Annotated in this window: 17 protein-coding genes and 3 pseudogenes; 15 read left to right on the top strand and 5 right to left on the bottom strand. The window is 44.0% G+C overall.

The genetic code is table 11. The features are described 5' to 3' along the window. Positions 1 to 25 precede the first annotated feature (25 nt). Positions 26 to 2,224, top strand: coding sequence for a tetratricopeptide repeat protein (locus J5O05_RS04040; RefSeq protein WP_208843697.1), 2,199 nt, complete (start codon positions 26 to 28; stop codon positions 2,222 to 2,224). Between the two features lie 3 nt (positions 2,225 to 2,227). Here J5O05_RS04040 and J5O05_RS04035 read toward each other — a convergent pair whose 3' ends face one another. From J5O05_RS04035 to J5O05_RS04025, 3 genes are all read right to left on the bottom strand, one after another. After that, the gene (locus J5O05_RS04035; RefSeq protein WP_208843696.1) at positions 2,228 to 2,818 is read right to left on the bottom strand and encodes a porin family protein; all 591 of its coding nucleotides are present in this window, start codon (positions 2,816 to 2,818) and stop codon (positions 2,228 to 2,230) included. Between the two features lie 157 nt (positions 2,819 to 2,975). Next, positions 2,976 to 3,356 carry a hypothetical protein gene (locus J5O05_RS04030; RefSeq protein ID WP_208843695.1) on the bottom strand — a complete coding sequence of 127 codons (381 nt, stop codon included), beginning with the start codon at positions 3,354 to 3,356 and terminating at the stop codon, positions 2,976 to 2,978. 83 nt (positions 3,357 to 3,439) lie between these two features. Then, positions 3,440 to 3,799 carry a hypothetical protein gene (locus J5O05_RS04025; protein ID WP_208843694.1) on the bottom strand — a complete coding sequence of 120 codons (360 nt, stop codon included), beginning with the start codon at positions 3,797 to 3,799 and terminating at the stop codon, positions 3,440 to 3,442. A 338-nt stretch (positions 3,800 to 4,137) separates the two neighbouring features. On the opposite strand from J5O05_RS04025, the gene J5O05_RS04020 reads away from it, so the two are divergent. The 3 genes and pseudogenes from J5O05_RS04020 to J5O05_RS04010 all read left to right on the top strand — a co-directional run bounded on the left by J5O05_RS04020 (position 4,138) and on the right by J5O05_RS04010 (position 6,708). Next, the gene (locus J5O05_RS04020) at positions 4,138 to 5,046 is read left to right on the top strand and encodes a DMT family transporter (RefSeq protein WP_208843693.1); all 909 of its coding nucleotides are present in this window, start codon (positions 4,138 to 4,140) and stop codon (positions 5,044 to 5,046) included. Next, a pseudogene (locus J5O05_RS04015) lies at positions 5,043 to 5,775 on the top strand (SIR2 family NAD-dependent protein deacylase). Before J5O05_RS04020 ends, J5O05_RS04015 begins: the two are co-directional and overlap by 4 nt. 66 nt (positions 5,776 to 5,841) lie before the next feature. Continuing rightward, entirely contained in the window at positions 5,842 to 6,708 is an 867-nt protein-coding gene (locus J5O05_RS04010) for a DUF417 family protein (RefSeq protein WP_244369778.1), read from the top strand. A gap of 7 nt (positions 6,709 to 6,715) precedes the next feature. Here J5O05_RS04010 and J5O05_RS04005 read toward each other — a convergent pair whose 3' ends face one another. After that, positions 6,716 to 7,432 carry an SOS response-associated peptidase family protein gene (locus tag J5O05_RS04005; protein WP_208843692.1) on the bottom strand — a complete coding sequence of 239 codons (717 nt, stop codon included), beginning with the start codon at positions 7,430 to 7,432 and terminating at the stop codon, positions 6,716 to 6,718. 67 nt (positions 7,433 to 7,499) lie between these two features. Between J5O05_RS04005 and J5O05_RS04000 the strand changes: the two genes are divergently transcribed. The 5 genes and pseudogenes from J5O05_RS04000 to J5O05_RS03980 all read left to right on the top strand — a co-directional run bounded on the left by J5O05_RS04000 (position 7,500) and on the right by J5O05_RS03980 (position 12,689). Then, entirely contained in the window at positions 7,500 to 7,889 is a 390-nt protein-coding gene (locus J5O05_RS04000; RefSeq protein ID WP_208843691.1) for a hypothetical protein, read from the top strand. Next, positions 7,825 to 8,181, top strand: a complete 357-nt coding sequence (locus tag J5O05_RS03995) for a hypothetical protein (protein WP_208843690.1) — start codon at positions 7,825 to 7,827, stop codon at positions 8,179 to 8,181. Before J5O05_RS04000 ends, J5O05_RS03995 begins: the two co-directional genes overlap by 65 nt. Positions 8,182 to 8,193: 12 nt before the next feature. After that, positions 8,194 to 9,075, top strand: a complete 882-nt coding sequence (locus J5O05_RS03990) for a Y-family DNA polymerase (RefSeq protein WP_208843689.1) — start codon at positions 8,194 to 8,196, stop codon at positions 9,073 to 9,075. Continuing rightward, positions 9,032 to 9,616, top strand: coding sequence for a hypothetical protein (locus J5O05_RS03985; protein ID WP_208843688.1), 585 nt, complete (start codon positions 9,032 to 9,034; stop codon positions 9,614 to 9,616). The genes J5O05_RS03990 and J5O05_RS03985 overlap by 44 nt, the downstream gene beginning before the upstream one ends. Then, positions 9,617 to 12,689 (top strand): annotated as a pseudogene (locus J5O05_RS03980) (error-prone DNA polymerase). A 92-nt stretch (positions 12,690 to 12,781) separates the two neighbouring features. Here the strand turns inward: J5O05_RS03980 and J5O05_RS03975 are convergent. Then, a pseudogene (locus J5O05_RS03975) lies at positions 12,782 to 13,678 on the bottom strand (integron integrase); the annotation flags it as partial. 477 nt (positions 13,679 to 14,155) lie between these two features. Here J5O05_RS03975 and J5O05_RS03970 point away from each other — a divergent pair. From J5O05_RS03970 to J5O05_RS03945, 6 genes are all read left to right on the top strand, one after another. Beyond that, on the top strand, positions 14,156 to 14,992 hold the full coding sequence (locus tag J5O05_RS03970) for a tyrosine-type recombinase/integrase (RefSeq protein ID WP_208843687.1): 837 nt from the start codon (positions 14,156 to 14,158) through the stop codon (positions 14,990 to 14,992). Next, positions 14,989 to 16,086, top strand: coding sequence for an IS91 family transposase (locus tag J5O05_RS03965; RefSeq protein WP_244369537.1), 1,098 nt, complete (start codon positions 14,989 to 14,991; stop codon positions 16,084 to 16,086). The genes J5O05_RS03970 and J5O05_RS03965 overlap by 4 nt, the downstream gene beginning before the upstream one ends. Before the next feature lie 333 nt (positions 16,087 to 16,419). Further along, complete coding sequence (locus tag J5O05_RS03960) at positions 16,420 to 17,097, top strand: hypothetical protein (RefSeq protein ID WP_208843686.1); 678 nt, start codon at positions 16,420 to 16,422, stop codon at positions 17,095 to 17,097. Positions 17,098 to 17,380: 283 nt separating this feature from the next. Next, the gene (locus tag J5O05_RS03955) at positions 17,381 to 18,049 is read left to right on the top strand and encodes a hypothetical protein (RefSeq protein WP_208843685.1); all 669 of its coding nucleotides are present in this window, start codon (positions 17,381 to 17,383) and stop codon (positions 18,047 to 18,049) included. A gap of 84 nt (positions 18,050 to 18,133) precedes the next feature. Then, positions 18,134 to 18,721 (top strand): hypothetical protein, encoded by a 588-nt coding sequence (locus J5O05_RS03950; protein WP_208843684.1) that lies wholly within the window; start codon positions 18,134 to 18,136, stop codon positions 18,719 to 18,721. Positions 18,722 to 18,748: 27 nt separating this feature from the next. Further along, on the top strand, positions 18,749 to 19,111 hold the full coding sequence (locus tag J5O05_RS03945) for a hypothetical protein (RefSeq protein WP_208843683.1): 363 nt from the start codon (positions 18,749 to 18,751) through the stop codon (positions 19,109 to 19,111). Positions 19,112 to 19,123: the final 12 nt, after the last annotated feature.

The raw sequence follows: 19,123 nt of genomic DNA, 5'->3' as shown, positions 1-19,123 counted from the left end.
AACGACAGAAGTAACCGAGAGTGACTTGAAATTTAGTTGTCGCAATTTGTACAAATTTATAGCGCTTGGCTTTCTTAACATTACGATTGCCGGTTTTGTGCTGCCTGCGAATTTGTATGCTGCAACCCAGAAGACGGATTTTATTCGCTTAGAATCGCTTTTGCTGCATGAGCCAGAGCAAGCACTGGATACAACCGAGTCTTTACTGTTACAGTCATTTCCCACTCAACAGCCAAACAACCCTATTTGGTTTCAACTCCAAACCATCAAAGCTCGCGCATTAATTAAACTCGGTAAGTTTTCTTTGGCGGAAGCGTTATTGCAATCCCTTGTAGGCTACGATCATGCTTTTGATAACCTTGAGTTGTATGCAACGCCCTTTTATTTATTAGGAAAACTACACAATGAACAAGGGGATTATGCGCAAAGCACTCAAGCGCTGAATCGAGCCAAAGCTCTGTTGGGTGAAAACCAAGATTCCATTTTGTATGCGAATTTGCTGTACACAGAGGCGCGTAATTTGCGTTTTCAAGCAAAGTATCAAGATGCCATGGTGCTGTTAAAACAGGCGCAAGTTTTGTATTCCCGTTTTAAGGCGGATGCACTGCTGGCAGACTCCCACAATGGAATGGGGGTCATTTTCAATTACATCGGTGATTTTGACGCTGCACTACAAGAGTTCGAAGCCTCATTGAGTATTCAAAAGCAGCTGAAAAACCAACAAGGTGTGTCTAACGTTCTGTACAATATTGGCGAAATATACCGCGATACGGGGAAATTTAGCTTAGCATTTTTGTACTTCAAGCAGTCGTTAGCGATAGATAGAACCTTTGGAAACCCTATTCATATCTCGAATAGCTTAGGAAAATTGGCGCAGGTTAGCTTGGAACTCAATGAGATTCGCAGCGCCCGCCGTTATGTAGACGAAGCATTGTTGCTGGTGAAAGCGGCAAAGTCCAAGAGTGACATTAGCTGGCAGTTGAGTATTCTAGCTTCAATCTATCGTAAATCGGGCGATTATATCCAAGCTCATGCTACAGCTTCTGAGGCCTTAATGCTGGCAGTAGAAAGTGGGGCTAAACGAACTGAACATCTTGTGTTAATGACGCTCTCGGATATTGAAATTGAAAGTAGTTTGTTTCCCCAAGCGTTAACCCACCTAAACTCCTTACTAACTGGCAAAGTGCTTGGCAAAGAAGAACGAAGCAAGTTGTTGAAAAAGCGCGCCTATGTTTATAAAAATCTAGGGCAGCTGGAAAACGCCATCAAGGATTTAGAGGACTACAATGTCGAAATCCAAGCGTTATATAAAGAGATGACTGAAAAGCAGCTCGAGCGTTACAAGTACAATTCCGAATTTGCACGGCAGTCAATCGCGTTGGAATTGTCTGAAAAGGAACAAGGACTGAAAAATGTCATGCTCGAAAACGTGAAGTTAGAGCGTACGTTACTGGCGTTGTTTTTCTCGGTTATATTGGCGTTTGGTCTCATTTTTCTTTGGCGAATGCAACAGAAACAACGTTTAGTTGAGCTCAAAGCCAAGTTAGTTGCAGACTCTCTTGGCGAGAAAAAACGTCTATTTGCCGATGTTTCCCATGAGCTAAGAACACCTCTTACAGCTTCAAAGTTAATTGTCGAAGCGCTCATGCATAATATTGAACCCGATGTGCCAAGTGCCTATGAGCGATTGGATTCAAAGCTCGAGCAATTGGACTCGTTGATTAAAGATATTTATCTCTCTGCTCAGTTTGATGCGGGCGTGGCTAAATTTGAAATCACAATGGTTAATTTAACCGCGCTGGTGGAAGAAATCGTCATTGATTTCAAGCCGCTTTTTGCAGCTAAAAAGATTGAACTCGAACACGCCATGCCCGAAGAACATATCATGGTGGAATGCGACCCGAAACGAGCAAAACAGGTTTTTGGTAATATTCTCAAGAATAGTTTGGCTTACACCGAGCCTAATGGTAAGGCATTCGTGCAACTCGTCAAGCGAGACTGGGGCTGGCTACTTTCTTTTGAAGACAGCTATCCGGGGGTAACGGATGAACAATTGTCGCTGGTCTTTGAACGTATGTACCGTTGTGATGCATCAAGAGGGCGTGACGAAGGGGGGTCTGGTCTTGGGTTATCCATCAGTCAGCAAATTGCAGAAACATTAGGTTGGCATATTTCAGCCCACCATAGCAAACTAGGTGGGCTTCGCATTGATATTCGCTCTTAAAAATTAGAAGCGGTAAGACATACCGATGCCCCACGTTGTTGTGTCTAAATCGCCCATATCGGTATAACGTACCGCAAGGTTAAGGCCAATACCATTGTTCCATTGATATTCCCAACCTGCTTCAGCAAGGTAGCCAAAGCCAGAGTCATCAACCACTTTGGTATTACCGTTTTTCATTTCATAGTCATAACGATGCAGACCTAATTTGCCGTACACATTGCTGTTTTGTGTTACATCAAATTGTGCTTTCCCTGCGACCACAATGCTGGTGTATTCTAATTTGTTTGCGTTTAAATCGAACAATGCGTTGTTTTCTCTCACACATTCGAAACGGTCTTTAGTCAGGTCGGTACAATTCCAGTCGTCCAGTTCTGCACCAACACTTAAACCACCTTCCACTGAAAACATCGGGTCGAATTGGTAATTGTAGTAAAGATATAAGTTTGACACGCCGTCACCATCTTTACTTGACGATTTGTACTTTGCACTGCCTGAATGTAATTGTACGCCGATTTGGTGTTCATCGTTTGCAAGTGCGTTAGTGGATGTCGCAATAGCTGCAGTTAATAGAGTTAATGTAAGTAGCTTTTTCATTGTTCATTCTCCTTCTGAGTTAGTGAGGCTACTTTACGGTTGAAGTCTTGTTAGAGTCTGTTGGTGGCTTGTAGAAAACTGTGCGGGTGCTGTTAGAAAATGTAAAAGTCGTTGCAAAATGTGTGAGTTACGCGAATTGGTAACTCACAGAATACCATTAGCGAGGTTTCAGCATTTTACCAAGAGCAAACGCTATCAGTGAAAAGCAGAAAAACATCAGCATCACCCATGTTATCCCCTGAAGCGCATCTAAGCATGAACGGAAAAGTTCGAGCATGAGGCGGGCGGGGGTTAACTCAGGAGGCGTAAAATTCTCTGTTGCAGGCATCAATTGTTGTTCTAGAAAATACAAGTTGAAGCTTGCTGAGATACCAACGACATACAGAGCAAAGGTCATGAACTTGCTCCACGCTGCACTTAAGTGCTCTCCAACAATACTTTCAATAACGGCATGGATTGGGCGGCGGAATAGCCGAGAGGCAATGAAGCTGATGATAAGTCCTACGCTGAACATCGCGACCAGTAACGCATAAAACATGTAGTTGTCTCCTATTTGGGTCTAAGCGACGGAGCGTATCGCTCGCTGAGTGAATCATGGCTTAATGTTGGGGAAAAAGCCATTCAGCGAGTCTGTCGCCGAAAGCGTTGGTAAGTGTTGATTGTTTGCCAAGTCAGTATTCCAGCAATACTCGCACTGATGACATGATGCATAACAAGATGGCTGGCAATAAACGCCGGTACATCATGCCAGCCCTCAAGGAAAGACAGTTTTAATACGAGCAGTAAATAGGTGACTAAATGTGTATAGATCACGAGTTTGAACTTGGTAGTGAAGCGAGTTTGTAACGCTTCATCTAGTCGTAGCAGCCGTGTTTTTATGGTGATAAGCGCAAAGCTTGCTAATCCTATACTGAGTAAACCTAATCCCATTAACGATGTTTTAATGAGTATGAGAATAAGAATAAAAGCAATGATTGGCATGTGAGGCTCTCGCAAATTGACGACGCCATTTTAGGAACTTTAGGCTTAGTGTCTATCTGGAGAAATTTGTGCGATTCATCGGAAATTTCTGTTAATTCATACAATGAGCTATTGACCTGAGAGTGACATGTCGGCTACAAATAATACTCAAGAGATTCTTAGGTTTTAATCATGACTGTTTTCACGCTAATCAATTTGACGCGACTATGGCAACCATCGGTTACCATGGTGCTCAATTGTATGCGCGGTTAGCAGTATTTACTAACCGCGATGGTAAAAGCGGTTAGTGCATTATTCTTCCTTCCCTTCTTTACCATCCTGCTAAAAGGATTACGCTAATGTCAGTGCGAATATCGTACCTGTTCGTTATTTTGGTTTGGTCAACAACACCACTTGGAATTGTGTGGAGCAGTGAGACAATTTCCCCCACACTCAGTGTTTTTTTACGTATGGTTATCGCGCTCATATTAGCCGCGTTCTTTGTCGCGTTTGCGAACATTCGTGTGCCTTGGACTCGTTTGTCGTGCTTGCAATATTTGTATTCGGCATTTGGTATTGTCGGGGGCATGCTTTTAAGTTATCTCGCGGCGCAAACCGTGCCGTCGGGCGTGATTTCACTGGTGTTTGGGCTTGCGCCGTTTTTCTCCGGTATTTTGGGCTACAAACTGTTAGGCGAAGCGAAATTTACGCCCGTAAAAATAGTGGCACTGGGACTCGCACTCGTTGGGCTATACCTCATTTGTGTTGCTCAGTTGCAAGAACTTGAGATAGCCCCAGCTGGCTTAATCTACGTGTTTTTAGCTGTCTGTTCGTTCAGTTTAAGTGGGGTGTTAATTAAAAGAGTGCCAGTGATTGTGCATCCGATGGCGACAACCTTTGGTGCGTTGGTATTTGTTACACCTATTCTGGCAACGGTATGGTGGTTTGCCGATGGTCATTTTGAGCCTCAGCTTTGGGAAACTAAATCGATTTGGGCAACGGTGTATTTAGGTGTTTTTGGCTCACTACTTGGCTTTTTGGCGTACTTTCATGTTTTACAAAAGTTGCCTGCTGGAACCGTTGCGCTCACGACTTTGATTACACCTGGTTTTGCGATTAGTTTAGGGGCGTGGCTGAATAATGAACAGTTAACCGCCACTTTGTTAGTCGGTGCGGTTATCGTCCTTAGTAGCTTAGGCCTATTCCAATTTGGCGATAAGTGGTTAGGTAAAAAGCCGTTGTTTAAACAAAAAGAGATGGTGAAATGAGCGACATTTTATATATCACGGGAGCGGGGGTAAGTGCGGAAAGTGGTATCCCCACTTTCCGTGGTGAAGACGGTTATTGGACGATAGGTAGCCGAAACTACACGCCTCAGCAAATGGCGACTAGAGCGATGTATGAGCATAACCCTAGAGAGTTTTTAAGATGGTATTACCATCGCTTTGTGACTTATCGCCATCATGGTCCAAATTGCGTTCATCATTGGTTGCATGATAAGCGTCTTATCACTCAAAACATTGACGGTTTGGACGGCAAAGCCGGGAATAACAACTACATTTCCATTCATGGTAGCCTTGATGAAGTCACGCGATTTCATACACAAGGTGAAGCGGTTGAACGTATTAAAGCGCCATGGGATGAGGTCGATGAAAGCAACTTAACGAGTCTCGCTGCTTGAGTTGTTTAATATAGGTCAAAATGGGCCAATATTGAACGAATCCTTAAAACCATACGTGTTGTTGTTCGATGAATACTATACGGAGCTTTATGAAATTAGCCGTGCGCAACAATGGATGTTGGCTGCGGATAAAATCGTTTTCATGGGGACGTCGTTTAGCGTCAATATAACCAATATGGCACTGGAGATCGCGCGACATCACAATACACCGATAGAGGTGGTTGACCCAAGCCCTGCTCACGTTTTGCATTCTAACGTTCAGTATTTTCCGATGACGGCGCGAGAGTATATTGAATCGAAAGATGAGATTAGGTAAAGCGTGAAATAAAAACACGACTCTCTGGGTCTTGTTGCCTATTCAGCAAAATGAATAGGAAAGTGAGTGTTGTATATTGAATCGGTATTGAAAGCACTTGTTGTGCTCAGTTTAGTTTTACTCGGGGTGTCTTTTGCGTTTTCGGGTAATGATAGAGCACTGATGGCACTTGTGCAGTTTTATCACCTTGATGGGGTCGTCCAACAGCATTTAGTGCGCTACGCCGTAGCCGTATATGCCATTTTTTGCGCGGCGCTTATTGGTTGGCCTGACTCAACTCAAAAGCGCTTACCCTTTCTAGGTTTTGTCTTGTTTTTTGCATTTGTGCCTTTACTTACGTTGTTTAGCCCAACACGTTGGATAGCTGATTTAGGCGGATTTCCAGTGATTGGCTCGGGCCAAGGGATCATAAAGTATTACGCGCTAATTCCTCTTGCCGTGTATCTTTTCTATCGTGATGCCTTATCGTCACGAGGGCATGCCTTGTTTAACGCATCAAGCATTGTGATGGTGTTAGTGTGGATTGGCGGCATGAAATTCACCACCATCGAGGCGAAGGGCATTGAAGATTTGTTGGTGTCTTCTCCTTTTTTAAGCTGGCTTTACACGTTTTTCTCGGTGCAAGAAGCCTCAAATCTAATCGGGGTATATGACCTGCTGTTTGCGCTACTTTTAGCTATCGGATTCTTATTGAAAAAACCGATGTGGGCATTCTTCGGGTTATTGGGTGCAAGTGCCGTGTTCTTTGTGACACAAAGCTTCTTATTCTCCGTGTCGGGCGCGTTGTCGAGCAGCACATTGCTCTCTGGTACGGGACAATTTCTAATAAAAGATTTGTGGTTTATTGCCAATGGTTGTGTGGTATTGCTGTATTTACACCGTCAGCTCCCATTTTTTCATCAAGCGTCACACGCAGCCGAACATACTGTTTAATCTGCACTTAGTTATCACTGGGTATACAGTGTTCCGCACCGATAGGTTGATATGTACTTGGCTTATCAACCTCTTGTACCCAAAGTGGCTGATAGAGCGAAGGCATAAGCAGTGGGCGAAATGCCTCGACGTGATGAAAATCAGGGTCAAGCCAAGCGTCTATGAGATCCCGGTCGTTGGGCAGCATCATTGGACTTGCTTTATCGTGATAGCACTGCAATTTAGGATGAGGTGGCAGAGTGATAATTGAACAAGAATAGAAAGGTGCATGCTGATGAGTGTGTTGCCATATTCTATAGAGTCCAGCAAATAGAATTGGTTCGTGTGCCGTTCTAAAATCGAAGTAACGCTTCACTTTGCCTGTTTCTTGAGTTTCACCAAAGCCATTGGCGATGATGATGCATCGGCTAGACTGGAAGGGGTGATAAGCGGCGCTGGATGGCACAAACAGCTTATCATAGCGACTGTTAAAAGAAGTATAACGGCTAGGTTGAAAGCCATTTGCAGTCGCCTCTTGCAACAACCACCACGCAGCAGATTGAACGCGTCGTTGTGTCATTGGCCCCGTAGTGGCTTTCACTTTTTCTTCAAGCACAATACTGATTTCCTGAGTGGCTCGAATAAATCGACCTAAGTGTCTGGGTTCGTAAGGGTTTTCAATACCAAAGTCCAGTAGGATCTGGGTTACCCACGGATCATCGGTAATATTCAAACGGCCACACATTGAAAAATCCCCTTGCAGAATACGAAAGTATAAATATACTGTACATATATACAGTAAAAGTGTACCTATGAACAAGCTCATTGATTTATTAACGCACCGCCACTTAGTGTGGCAGGGAAATCGCGAACAGCCAGTGACAGAAACCATTGCCAGTGGCTTTTCGGAGGTCGATAGCGTACTGGCCGGTGGTTTTCCGTTGCAAGGGGTTATAGAACTTGACACCAGTGTTGGGATTGGCGAATTACGGTTTTTGTTGCCCAGTTTAGCTAAACAAACTCAACTTGTTGCTTTTATCCATCCTCCTGCTCAAGTTAATGCTCAAGCGTTAGTACATGCGGGGGTTGCGGCTGAGCGTGTGCTAGTCATCGAGTTCCAAAACAACGCAAGAGGCCTTGTGGGCGGCAGAATGGTGTGCCAAAAGTGGTGCGTGTGCCAGCGTTCTACTCTGGCAGGATGATTTAGCGATTCACCAAATTAAACGTTTACAGCTCGCGGCGGCGGGTGGCGAGGCTCAAGTGTGGCTGTTACGCCATGACATCCGTGAAAGCTTAGCGTTACCTTGGACATTAAGCATGCGTTTATTAGCTACAGAAGAAGGGTTGGAAGCAACGGTGAACAAACGCAAAGGAGGTTGGTCATCACGACCTTTTAAAGTGAACTTTCAACCGCAGTGGGCTGACCTAGTGTTAACGCCCGAACCTTCTGCAGAGATTTTTCCATTTCAGGCGATGCAGCACGCCGCGAAGTAGTTGAGTGATATCATGGCACTTTGGTTATATCTTCATTTTCCTCAGTTGCAGCTGGACAGTGTCTTTCCACAAGTTGATGAGGTATCCGGTCAGCAAATGGAGTCACCGATTGTCATTGTGGCGGGTAAACGTAATGAAGTGGTACAAGCCAATGCCGTTGCGAAGCAAATAGGTATTAAACTCGGCATGGGATTGGGCGCTGCTGCGGCTCTTTCTCGGGCGTTGGTGGTCCATCCATATGATGAGCAGCTGACCAAAACACGATTAATAGAGCTGGCGGATTGGTTGTACCTAGTGAGTGCGGATTTGGCGTTATTTGAACCTGATGGCATAGCGTTAAAGGTAACCAATATGTTGGCGCTTTATGGTGATATTACTCATTACTGGCAGCACATCCAATCACACCTTGCTCTGTGTCGCGTTGAGTATCATTACGCATGTGGTTATTCACCTTTGGCTGCGCGTCTGTTGGCAAAACAACGCGACGATATAGTCAGTGATGATGAAACGTGGTTGCTAACGTTACTAAAACAACAGCCTCTGAGTGCAGCTGAGCTAACTCATGTGTTGCATGAGCCGTTGTCTCGTTTAGGGCTACGTACTATGCACGAGCTCCTAGCGATTCCGCTGGCAGAACTTGGACGTCGATTTGACCAAGGCTTAGTGCAGTATGTGGGCCGTTTACTTGGACATTTCCAGCATCCACTTGCTTACTATCAGCCACCTGAAACATTCTGTCGTACATTGCACTTGTTGTTTGAATTGGAAAATTTAGATTGGTTGGTGAAACCACTTACGCATTTGTTGACACAATTAGAGACGTTTTTACGCGTGCGAGACAAACTCGCGTATGAGTCTCAAGTTGACCCTGACGATGCGAGATGTACCGGATAAGGAAGTGTTAATTGCTGCCGCAGAAGGAGAATACCGCGCTAATGCTTGGCTTAAGCTCAGTACGCTCACGTTGAGTAATGTGACTTTGGAGGCTCCATTGCAAGCCTTGACGCTTAAAGTAGAGCACATGCAGCCGCGGGCCGAGGAAGCACGCGATTTATTTAGCGCAAAACGCAAAGGTCTCACCGCCAAAGCGCTGTTATCTATTCTTCAAGCGAAACTTGGCAAAGATGCCGTTAGAGGCGTTTGCGTAACGGATGATCCACGCCCAGAATTTGCCACTCAATATGTCGCCCCACTCAGCGAATCACAGACCTCATTGGATTCGGTGTTACTGCGGCCCACTTTTTTGTTCCCCACACCAAAACCATTGTCACAACAAGTTGTCATTGTGCATGGGCCTGAACGGCTGACAACAGGCTGGTGGGATGGTCAACCACAAGTACGAGATTACTTTATCGCGCGCGATACGCAAGGTTGTTGGCTGTGGATATTCCGCACCGAGACTCAACGCTGGTTTATGCACGGGATGTTTAGTTAGATGGCGTATGCAGAACTGTTTTGCCAGAGTTATTTCTCTTTTCTTGAAGGAGCATCCAGCCCCGAAGAGCTAGTGAAGCGTGCCGCTCAGCTGGACTACGAGGCAATTGCGATTACCGATGAATGTTCCGTCGCTGGTGTTGTTCGTGCCTATCGCACCATCAAGGATCTTAATCTACCGATTAAATTAATTGTGAGGCTCTTTCCTTAGACTGAATTCGTTGCGGGTGGTGTTAATTTGCCCGACACGCGGTGCTTATGCAGAGCTGTGCCGGACGATTACGAATGCAAGGCGTCGAGCGGGCAAAGGCCAATATCAGTTAGCTGAATGGGATTTAATGTCTCTTAAGCAGTGTTATCTGTTGTGGTTACCGAACCAAGATGAACAAGATGAATACTGGGTAAAATGGTTACTAAAATACCACTCAGGCCGTATTTGGTTAGGCTTAACTCGTACGCTTCAGCATGCAGAACATCGGTATTTGGCTCATTGTAAGGCATTAAGTGAGCAGTTTTCATTGCCTATTTGTGCGTGTGGCGCGGTATTGATGCACGACGCCAGTCGTCTTGCTTTACAGCATGTGGTTACGGCGATACGTCATAATGCCCCTGTACACGAAATCAAATCTAAGTTACTCGTCAATGGGGAGCGGGCTTTACGTACACAAGCAAAGCTCGCCAAGTTGTTTCGCTTTGAATGGATGGCTGAATGCAGTCGAATTGCAGCACAATGTGAGTTTGACTTAGGTTCCTTGCGCTATGAATACCCTGAAGAACTTGTTCCTGCAGGGCAAAGCGCCATGGAGTATCTGCGAGCTTGCGTTGAGGTGGGTAAGTTGCAACGCTTCCCAGAAGGCGTGCCTGTAGACATTGAATCTACAATCGAAAAAGAGCTTACACTTATCGAGGAGCTTAATTACCCTTATTTCTTCTTAACGATTTATGACGTGGTGTGTTTTGCGAAGCAGCAAGGGATCCTCTATCAAGGGCGAGGCTCTGCGGCAAATTCGGTTGTTTGTTATTGTCTTGGGATCACATCAGTTGATCCTCGGCAAATTTCGGTGTTGTTTGAGCGCTTTATTAGCCGCGAACGAAACGAACCGCCGGATATCGATGTGGACTTTGAACATGAACGACGGGAAGAGATGATCCAATATCTCTATAAGAAATACGGACGTGAGCGAGCCGCACTTGCCGCGACAGTGATCACGTATCGTTTTAAAAGTGCGGTGCGTGACGTTGGAAAGGCACTTGGAATACCGCTTACGCAGTTGGAATACTTTATCAAGAATGTGAATCGACGCGACCGAACATTCAATTGGCAAACACAAGTAGTCGAGTTGGGACTGTGCCCTGAAACCTTGAAAGGTCAGCAATTTATTTCTTTGGTTAACGATATTTTGGGCTTTCCTCGGCATTTATCGCAGCATGTGGGTGGCTTTGTTATTTCAAGAGGGCCACTTTATGAACTCGTCGCTGTTGAAAATGCAGCAATGGCTGAGCGTACAGTGATCGAATGGGATAAAGATGATCTCGAAACATTAGGGCTATTGAAAGTCGATGTGTTGGCGCTAGGAATGTTAAGTGCAATACGAAAAGCCTTTTCGTATATTCAGGCTCATACAGGACATGCTTTAAGTATCGCAGACATCACTCGAAAACAAGACGACGCGAACGTCTATGGTATGTTGCAAAAGGCTGACACGGTTGGTGTGTTTCAAATTGAGTCACGTGCACAAATGAGTATGCTGCCACGACTTCGGCCCGCGACCTATTATGATCTCGTCATTCAAATCGCTATTGTTCGGCCAGGGCCTATTCAAGGCGACATGGTTCACCCTTTCTTGAAGCGCCGTAACGGAGAAGAACCGATTACATATCCGTCAAAAGAGGTTGAAGCGGTCTTGGCGAGGACCATGGGCGTACCCATTTTTCAGGAGCAAGTGATTAAACTTGCGATGGTCGCAGCAGGATTTACTGGAGGCGAAGCGGATCAGTTGCGCAGAGCAATGGCATCATGGAAGAAAAATGGTGAACTGCTACCGTTTCGTGACAAGCTCATTAAAGGAATGCAAGCAAGGGGGTACCAAACCTCCTTTGCGGAACGCATTTTTGAACAAATCTGCGGTTTCGGTGAGTATGGTTTTCCTGAAAGTCATTCTGCGTCATTTGCGGTATTAGCGTACGTATCAGCATGGTTAAAATACTACTATCCAGCCGTTTTTTATACCGCCATTTTAAATAGTTTACCGATGGGTTTTTACAGTGCTTCACAGTTGGTGCAGGACGCAAAGCGACATGGAATACGGGTTCTGCCTGTTTGCATTAATCATTCAGAGTATGACCACCAAGTACTGAAAACAGCAAATGGTGAAGATGAAATTCGCTTAGGTTTTCGGCAAATAAAAGGCTTTAGCAGAGCCATAGCTGAACGGATCGAAGCAGGGCGTCCTGAAGAAGGTTATCAGCATCTAAATCAGCTCGTTATGCTCGGGTTGGATAAAGGCGGTTTAGCTCGTTTAGCGTCAGCCAATGCGCTGGCTTGTTTTGGCACAGACCGTTATCAAACACGTTGGAATTTAATGGATAACGCACAAACGCTGCCTCTTTATCAGCAATCCATTGAAGAACCTGTGGCATTTTTCAAAGCCCCCGATCCTTTTTCGACACTGCATGAGGATTACGCCACATTGGGATTAAGTCTTGGTAAGCACCCCATCACCTTGTTGGATGAGGCTGGCGCGCTGCCAAGGTTTACCCGACAGCAGCAGTTACCACTAAGACCTCATAAGTCAATAACGACGGTAATTGGATTGGTCACCGGAAAGCAAGCGCCGGGAACGGCTGGAGGAGTTACCTTCTTCACTCTAGAAGATGATACAGGGAATATTAATGTTGTTGTTTGGGCGGGGACAGCTCGGGCACAAAAGCAAGCGTATCTGACCGCCAGATTACTGGAAGTAAAAGGGATTGTTGAACGAGAAGGTGATGTGATCCACGTTATAGCTGGACGGCTTATCGATCATAGCGCCTTACTTGATCAACTTAAGCCTAAATCACGAGAGTTTCATTAAGTGGATGGACCTTAGTGCGAAGGGGCAGCTCTGAAACTAGGGGGGATTAATCAAATCGGATAGCCGCAAAGTGCTCAAAGCTCACATAGGATTTACAGTCGATCTACGGGGCTGACCGTTTGATTGAATCTAGAACCGACTACATGCGTATATATTTCTGTTGTTTTTAAATCAGTGTGGCCTAATAACTCCTGAACTGTCCGAATGTCTGTGCCACTTCTAAGCAGTTCGGTGGCAAAGGAATGTCTAAAGGTATGCGCTTTAACTCGTTTGCCAATATCAGCATTAACAACCGCTTTCCTAAGTTGCTTCCGAAACGCTGTCTCATGGATATGATGCCGACAAATATATCCATCATACGGATGAATGCAGCGAGTTGTTGACGGAAACAGATATTGCCACGAAAAGTCTTTAATCGCGTTCCCGTATTTACGCATCAGCGCAGGGGGAAGTGACGTGAATCCATAGCCTTCATTTAAGTCTTTATTATGTATCGATTTTACTTTGTCTATTTGATTAGAAATGGCTTGCGTCAGTGACTTAGGCAAAATTGAATACCTGTCTTTTTTACCTTTACCTCTAAAAACAAATAATGTGCCGTCAGCAAAATTAATATCTTTTACCCGCAGGCTCAGAGCTTCGTTTATTCTGAGGCCACTGCCATATAAAATTGACGCGATTAATCGATGAACACCTTCCATTTTTGTCAAAATGCTTGTTGCTTCCTCATGAGAAAGAACGGTTGGTATGCTTTGTTCTCTTTTAGTAAATGAATAATTCAGCCCTTGAATGTCTTTCTTGATAATGTAGCGATACAGAAAAATGATGGCACACAAGGCTTGGTTCTGTGTCGCCGCACTGACTTGGCGATTCATTGCCAAATGATTGAGGAAACGTTCTATTTCTCGGTTCCCCATCTCGTTTGGGTGTCTTTTGTCATTGAACAAAATAAAGGATTTTATCCAGACCAGATAAACTTTCTCAGTCTTTAGACTATAACGTCACGTCCGCAACTCTGTTCGAACAGTTTCCAAAATGGTGATCGATTCATAACGCCGCTCTTATGTGCTGTATATATATACAGTTATAAGTGGTAAAGCTTAAAATATCAAAGAAATGGAACGCTATGTAATGGAAAAACATGGCTCGGTTATGTGGTAAAGGAACACATCTCTATGAAGTTCATAGAAAAAATAAATTACATAGCGAGCCAGGTAAGGCTCGAATAAGTAAAGTCTCGTTTTTGCTGAACACTTTTTTGGTTGTCATAAGAAAAAACAGTTGGTAACTTATTGCTATTGTTAAATAAAAAATTTATTAGTGGGATAAAAGAAGGTTGTGGATAACTTCCTTAACCGGGAATTCTCGCTAATACGCTGTTGAACTAAGCCGCTACGCGGAGATCGCCAACCTCACCATTTTCACCACACTTATCTTTGGGTATTCCAACTTATCCGGAGGTAAACATGGACCCATTGATAGAGCAAGTAAGAGTCGAAATCGGTTATTTAGGGTATTCAGAGAGCACCGCAAAAAGCTACTGTGAACACGTGCAAAAACTGAGTCGTTATATCAATAAGCCATTGGCTCAAGTCACTGATGAAGAACTCAATGCGTTTTTTAGAACATCAGCGATACGTCGCTTGTCACGCACCAGCCAAAAGCTACAGATAAACAGCATTTGGTTTTTGTTCAAACACATTCTAAAGCGCCCACTTAACCTTGATATTGCGCTGCCTAAAGCTAAGCAGCAAGCGCCAAGTTATTTATCTCGAGAGGACGTTCGGCATTTGGTCGATAGTTGCCAGGATATGCGACTAAAAACACTGATTGTATTGTGTTACGGCTGTGGATTGCGAGCGGGCGAGGTCGTGCGGATTAAAGTGAAAGACATCAGTGGTGAGCGTCACACAATTTTAATTGAGCATGGTAAAGGGGATAAATCGCGTTATGTCGTGGTGCCAGAAAGTGTGTTGCAGCTGCTACGACAGTATTGGCGGATGTATCATCCAAGTACGTGGCTTTTTTACTCACGTTGGGTGCGTGACCAAGCGATGTCGGTGTCTTGTTTCAGAAAAGCCTTACTAAAACACGCTAAAGCGGTAGGATTGGAGACACGTTGCCACCCTCATGCACTGCGTCATGCCTATGCGACTCACCAACTTGAATCAGGTATGCCACTGCACCAGTTACAACATCAATTAGGGCATAACAACATAAAAACCACCGAGGCTTATCTGCATTGGCTGCCGGAACTCGGGCATGGTGGTGTGGATTTACTCGCCAATTGGTTTACGTCATGAGCGAGTACCACATTGCCGATATTTTACATGAGGGGTTAGCATCCTACCGACAGCACCATACGATAAGTTACCAACAAATAAGAGCATGTCAGCATATTCAATCGTGTCGCACAGGTAAACTGGGGTATCAAGAGTGGCAATGCGACGACTGTGCCGAGGTTGAACGTATTGGATGCAGTTGTCGAGATAGACATTGTCCACGTTGTCAGGGCTATGCGACACAGCAATGGATAACGAAGCAACAAGCGAGGTTATTACCGTGTCGTTACTTCCACTTGGTGTTTACGCTGCCTCATGAACTGAATCCACTGGCTCAACATCAGCCTAGCATGGTGTACCAAAGCCTATTCCAAGCCGCTTGGGCGACATTGACCCAGTTCGCCGCCAAGAAAGGTCATGGTCAATTGGGCATGACCTGTGTGTTACACACATGGGGGCAAACGCTGAGTCAGCATATCCATTTACACTGTCTAATTCCGGCGGGGTCGATACGACAAGGACGCTGGTGCACGATAGACAACAACTACTTATATCCGGTCAAAGCACTCTCGCGTGTATTTAGAGGCAAAATGCTTGCGGCATTGTACGCTAGAAATAAGGATGTCGTGCACGTTAGCACGCCGACAGAATGGTGCGTTTATAGCAAAGCGTGCCTGACGTACAGTCCTTACTTAGTGAGCTATTTAGCGCGGTATACACGAAAAGGGATGATGTCGGAACATCGACTGGTTGCGGTGGATGAACAAGGGGTGAGCTTCAGTTATCGAGATTATAAGGATGAGGATAAGCAAAAAGTCATGCAGCTAAGTCGAGACGAGTTTATTCGGCGGTATTTATTGCATGTATTGCCAAAAGGCTTGATGCGAATACGGCACTATGGCTTTTTAGCCAACGCGAGCTATAAACGAGTACAGCGCATAGTAAGGTCAATTGAACAAGAAGCCCAATCCTCACCCCAAAGAGAATTGCAACCACCGACGTTACCGTGTTGGACATGTAAAGTCTGCGGACATGGGCGATTGAGTTTAAAGTCGGTGATCACCGCAAAAAGGCACAATCCAGACGACGTAACTGCGGATATCCGACTGAGTTAGCAGCGTCAACGAGCTGCCTAAATTCAATGAGTTACCCTAATTGAACGGATTGGGATGGGATGTGCTGCGCGGTTTAAAAAAGATTGCTTACAGCCCCTTAATTCGCTGTAATAGAAACATAAAAAACACGACTGAGCGATGCTAGGAAGCGCAAAGTAAGATAAAGGATTGAGCAAATCACCCACTTGCCCCTTAGGCTTAAAAAAGCAAATTCCCATAGCATAAACGATACCAAGCTACGTGCAGGTAGCGCCTCAGTTCAACAAGGGATTATGTGACACAAACAACGTGTCCCATAAATACTAATACGTTAGGCGTAAGGAGGAGTTCATCTTGGAAGAAATTTTAAATTACCTGCAACTAGGGGCTAATGCCTTTGCATTGTTGGTAGCAGGTTGGATATATAGCGTCTATATCAAAAATTTGAATGCAAGTCTTAAGTCAAAAGATGAGCAAATAAAGGCAGTAGAGAAAAATATTTCTTTCTTGAAGGACAAGAATTCTGAACTCGAAAAGAAAAGTCCTGAAAATATAGAAAAGATTCTTAATGAAAGAATTAAAATCAGAGAAGAAGAAATTTTAAGGCTTAATGATGATAAGCAAGAGCATACCCAAGAACTAAAAGCGAAGACGCAAGAGGTACACCGACTAAAAAGTGAAGTCGAAAAATCTAAAGACATCAGAAGAACTATGGAACTTCTGGAGCTTGACTTTGAAGAAGACGATGATGACGAATTTAGATTATTTTCCTCTGACGCTGAATATGAAATTGAAGAAATGGGGTTTGTTGCCGTAGATAGCGGTCAGTTGATGATAACGGATCCATGCTATATCGACTCAGAATGGCAAGACACTGAATTTGAAGATATCCGCTTGCTAAAGGATAAAGAAACAGGTGCCATTTACCAGTTTAGAAAAGACTTCTCTAACTATGAAGCAAAAATTGCCGGCTTTGATGAAACAGTAAATGAGACTCATAGCCTCTGGAAGGTTAGAGCAAATAGAGTTTGACTATTCAAGCAAGGTTGACTTCTCTTACGCAGGCGCTTGTTACTCAACTCTATCAGAAAGAGGTTATGGCTCACTACCTTTTCAGCTAGGTCATGAAGGTGCAGGAATAGCTGTAAGAACAGTATTAGGAGACGGTATATACCCTGTTTATGCGGAGAAATATGATGGGAAAATTGTCAGAGTTTATTTTAACCTGATATAAAATTGCCTAACAAGTGGTTCCAGGTGACGCCTGCTGCGCACCTGAACCAAGCGTTATGCCATGAAGGGAAGCTAAATTAGTATGAATGCAGAAGAACCTAATATCAGAGAAAAGATCGTAGAAGAGTCTCTTATTATATATAGAGATTTTGTTAGATCTGGAGGGCAATATCAGGAGCTTTCAGAACCTCACATGCTACGCCTTTCTATAATGCTGGCTGATTTCAGTATGGCCCATAGTTATTTAGAGGCTTCCGTGTTTGTTGAAGAAAATTGCGATCGAATACTAAGAAAGAAAAAGGGAGTATATAAAGAATTTGACGAACACCTTTTTCACCTCAATAGAGCGGCAAAATTCTCTGGAATACTGTATTTTGTAAAGGCCTTAAAAAGCTCAGGTGGTGACGAGTCAGGAAAGGTTGCTAGATTTGGTGGGGGAAATAAGGTAATTAAGCCCATCATTAATGTGATGAAGAGTTATCTTTTCAAACATCACAACGAAATAGATCTAGCGATTAAAGAAGCAGAAATGGTAAGAGATAAAATGATAGCTCACTCAGACGCCGATGCTTTTTCTCCGACTTTAAAGGAAGACGATGGCGTTTCATATTCTATGAATGATTTAACTCTCCATGTTACAGACGACATGGTTGAAATATTAAAAACAATCTCTTATGTCTTTACTTTTGTTTTAAGTGACATGATGGAGCACATAAGAGTTAGCTCCAAAATTGAGGGCCAACTGGCATAACAAGTAATTGTAGTCGCCCGCAAGCGGGCTGGGACCTCCGCTGCTACGCAGCTCCGGCCCCTAAATTAGGCGTTAGCTGTACTTATGAAAACTGATAAAACGTCTCAATTTCTGTGGTTTATTTTCCTAATATTAGGTGTTTGGTTTTCAATCGAAACCGTGAACAGCACCTTTTATGGTTTCGAACTAGCCTTAGGAACAGCTCTATTTGGTTTAATCGTAGGGCTTATTTTGCACAAAAAGCGTAATCGTTCTGAACTTTGGGATAGTTTTGTAGATAAAAGGAATTTTTTTAGAAGCCAGCGTAAGACAACGTATATGTTCTTTTTTCTCGCGGTTATAGGTTTCTCGAATTCTTACATGTTAGTTGGTGAGCCTAACTACTTGAATACAGAAATAACCGAAAAAAGAATTAGCAGAGGAAAATCGACTAGCTATATATTGGCTATTGCTCCGGCAGAATACGGTACGTTAGATCTAAAAGTCGGTGAAAAATTTTGGAATTCTCAATCAGTAGGTAACGAGCTTATGATTGAAGTTCAAGAAAATATTTTTGGCTTATATGTGGTTACGGATTACAGTACAGCTAACAAGCCACTGAAGCGGGACTCGCAACAGTTGGCTCGGTTTCGCTTCGCTCCACATTTTAGCCAACTATTACTCGCTCCTTAGTGGGGCGTTATATTCCTCGGGGTAGATATGTTTTTAAAATCTATCGAAAGCCAAAAAAATCTAAAACCATACTTTTATAAAAAATCGCAAAAAGTAGGTGGTTTTGGATGCTTGATGGGCGGTATAGCCGCTTTCAACCTGTTGTTTGAAATCGCAAAAATTCTTGGCATTCCAATGGATGAACCAGGGCGTAACTTTGATGGCTTTTTGGTTTTTTTAGGCTTTATGTCCGCTTTTCTAGTATTGGTATTATGCCTTTACTTTTCCTGCTTTATTACCTCGTTAGCTTACTTTTGGAGAGCGTTTAAGCGGGGAAATATTACGGCTGACGAATACTTAGACATTTGTTTTAAGGGGCTGTATCCACAAAAGTGGCAAAGAGGTTTGTGATTACGGAATATA

The sequence above is a fragment of the Pseudoalteromonas xiamenensis genome, assembly GCF_017638925.1.
Classification (GTDB): domain Bacteria; phylum Pseudomonadota; class Gammaproteobacteria; order Enterobacterales; family Alteromonadaceae; genus Pseudoalteromonas; species Pseudoalteromonas xiamenensis.
Note: the sequence above shows the minus strand (reverse complement) of the source record. Positions and strands in the feature narration are given on the sequence as shown.

Excerpts from the sequence above, each read along its gene's own strand:
- J5O05_RS04035 (WP_208843696.1), bottom strand. The coding sequence starts at position 2,818 with ATGAAAAAGCTACTTACATTAACTCTATTAACTGCAGCTATTGCGACA.
- J5O05_RS04030 (WP_208843695.1), bottom strand. The coding sequence starts at position 3,356 with ATGTTTTATGCGTTACTGGTCGCGATGTTCAGCGTAGGACTTATCATC.
- J5O05_RS04025 (WP_208843694.1), bottom strand. The coding sequence starts at position 3,799 with ATGCCAATCATTGCTTTTATTCTTATTCTCATACTCATTAAAACATCG.
- J5O05_RS04020 (WP_208843693.1), top strand. The coding sequence starts at position 4,138 with ATGTCAGTGCGAATATCGTACCTGTTCGTTATTTTGGTTTGGTCAACA.
- J5O05_RS04005 (WP_208843692.1), bottom strand. The coding sequence starts at position 7,432 with ATGTGTGGCCGTTTGAATATTACCGATGATCCGTGGGTAACCCAGATC.
- J5O05_RS04000 (WP_208843691.1), top strand. The coding sequence starts at position 7,500 with ATGAACAAGCTCATTGATTTATTAACGCACCGCCACTTAGTGTGGCAG.
- J5O05_RS03990 (WP_208843689.1), top strand. The coding sequence starts at position 8,194 with ATGGCACTTTGGTTATATCTTCATTTTCCTCAGTTGCAGCTGGACAGT.
- J5O05_RS03985 (WP_208843688.1), top strand. The coding sequence starts at position 9,032 with ATGAGTCTCAAGTTGACCCTGACGATGCGAGATGTACCGGATAAGGAA.
- J5O05_RS03970 (WP_208843687.1), top strand. The coding sequence starts at position 14,156 with ATGGACCCATTGATAGAGCAAGTAAGAGTCGAAATCGGTTATTTAGGG.
- J5O05_RS03965 (WP_244369537.1), top strand. The coding sequence starts at position 14,989 with ATGAGCGAGTACCACATTGCCGATATTTTACATGAGGGGTTAGCATCC.
- J5O05_RS03955 (WP_208843685.1), top strand. The coding sequence starts at position 17,381 with ATGAATGCAGAAGAACCTAATATCAGAGAAAAGATCGTAGAAGAGTCT.
- J5O05_RS03950 (WP_208843684.1), top strand. The coding sequence starts at position 18,134 with ATGAAAACTGATAAAACGTCTCAATTTCTGTGGTTTATTTTCCTAATA.
- J5O05_RS03945 (WP_208843683.1), top strand. The coding sequence starts at position 18,749 with ATGTTTTTAAAATCTATCGAAAGCCAAAAAAATCTAAAACCATACTTT.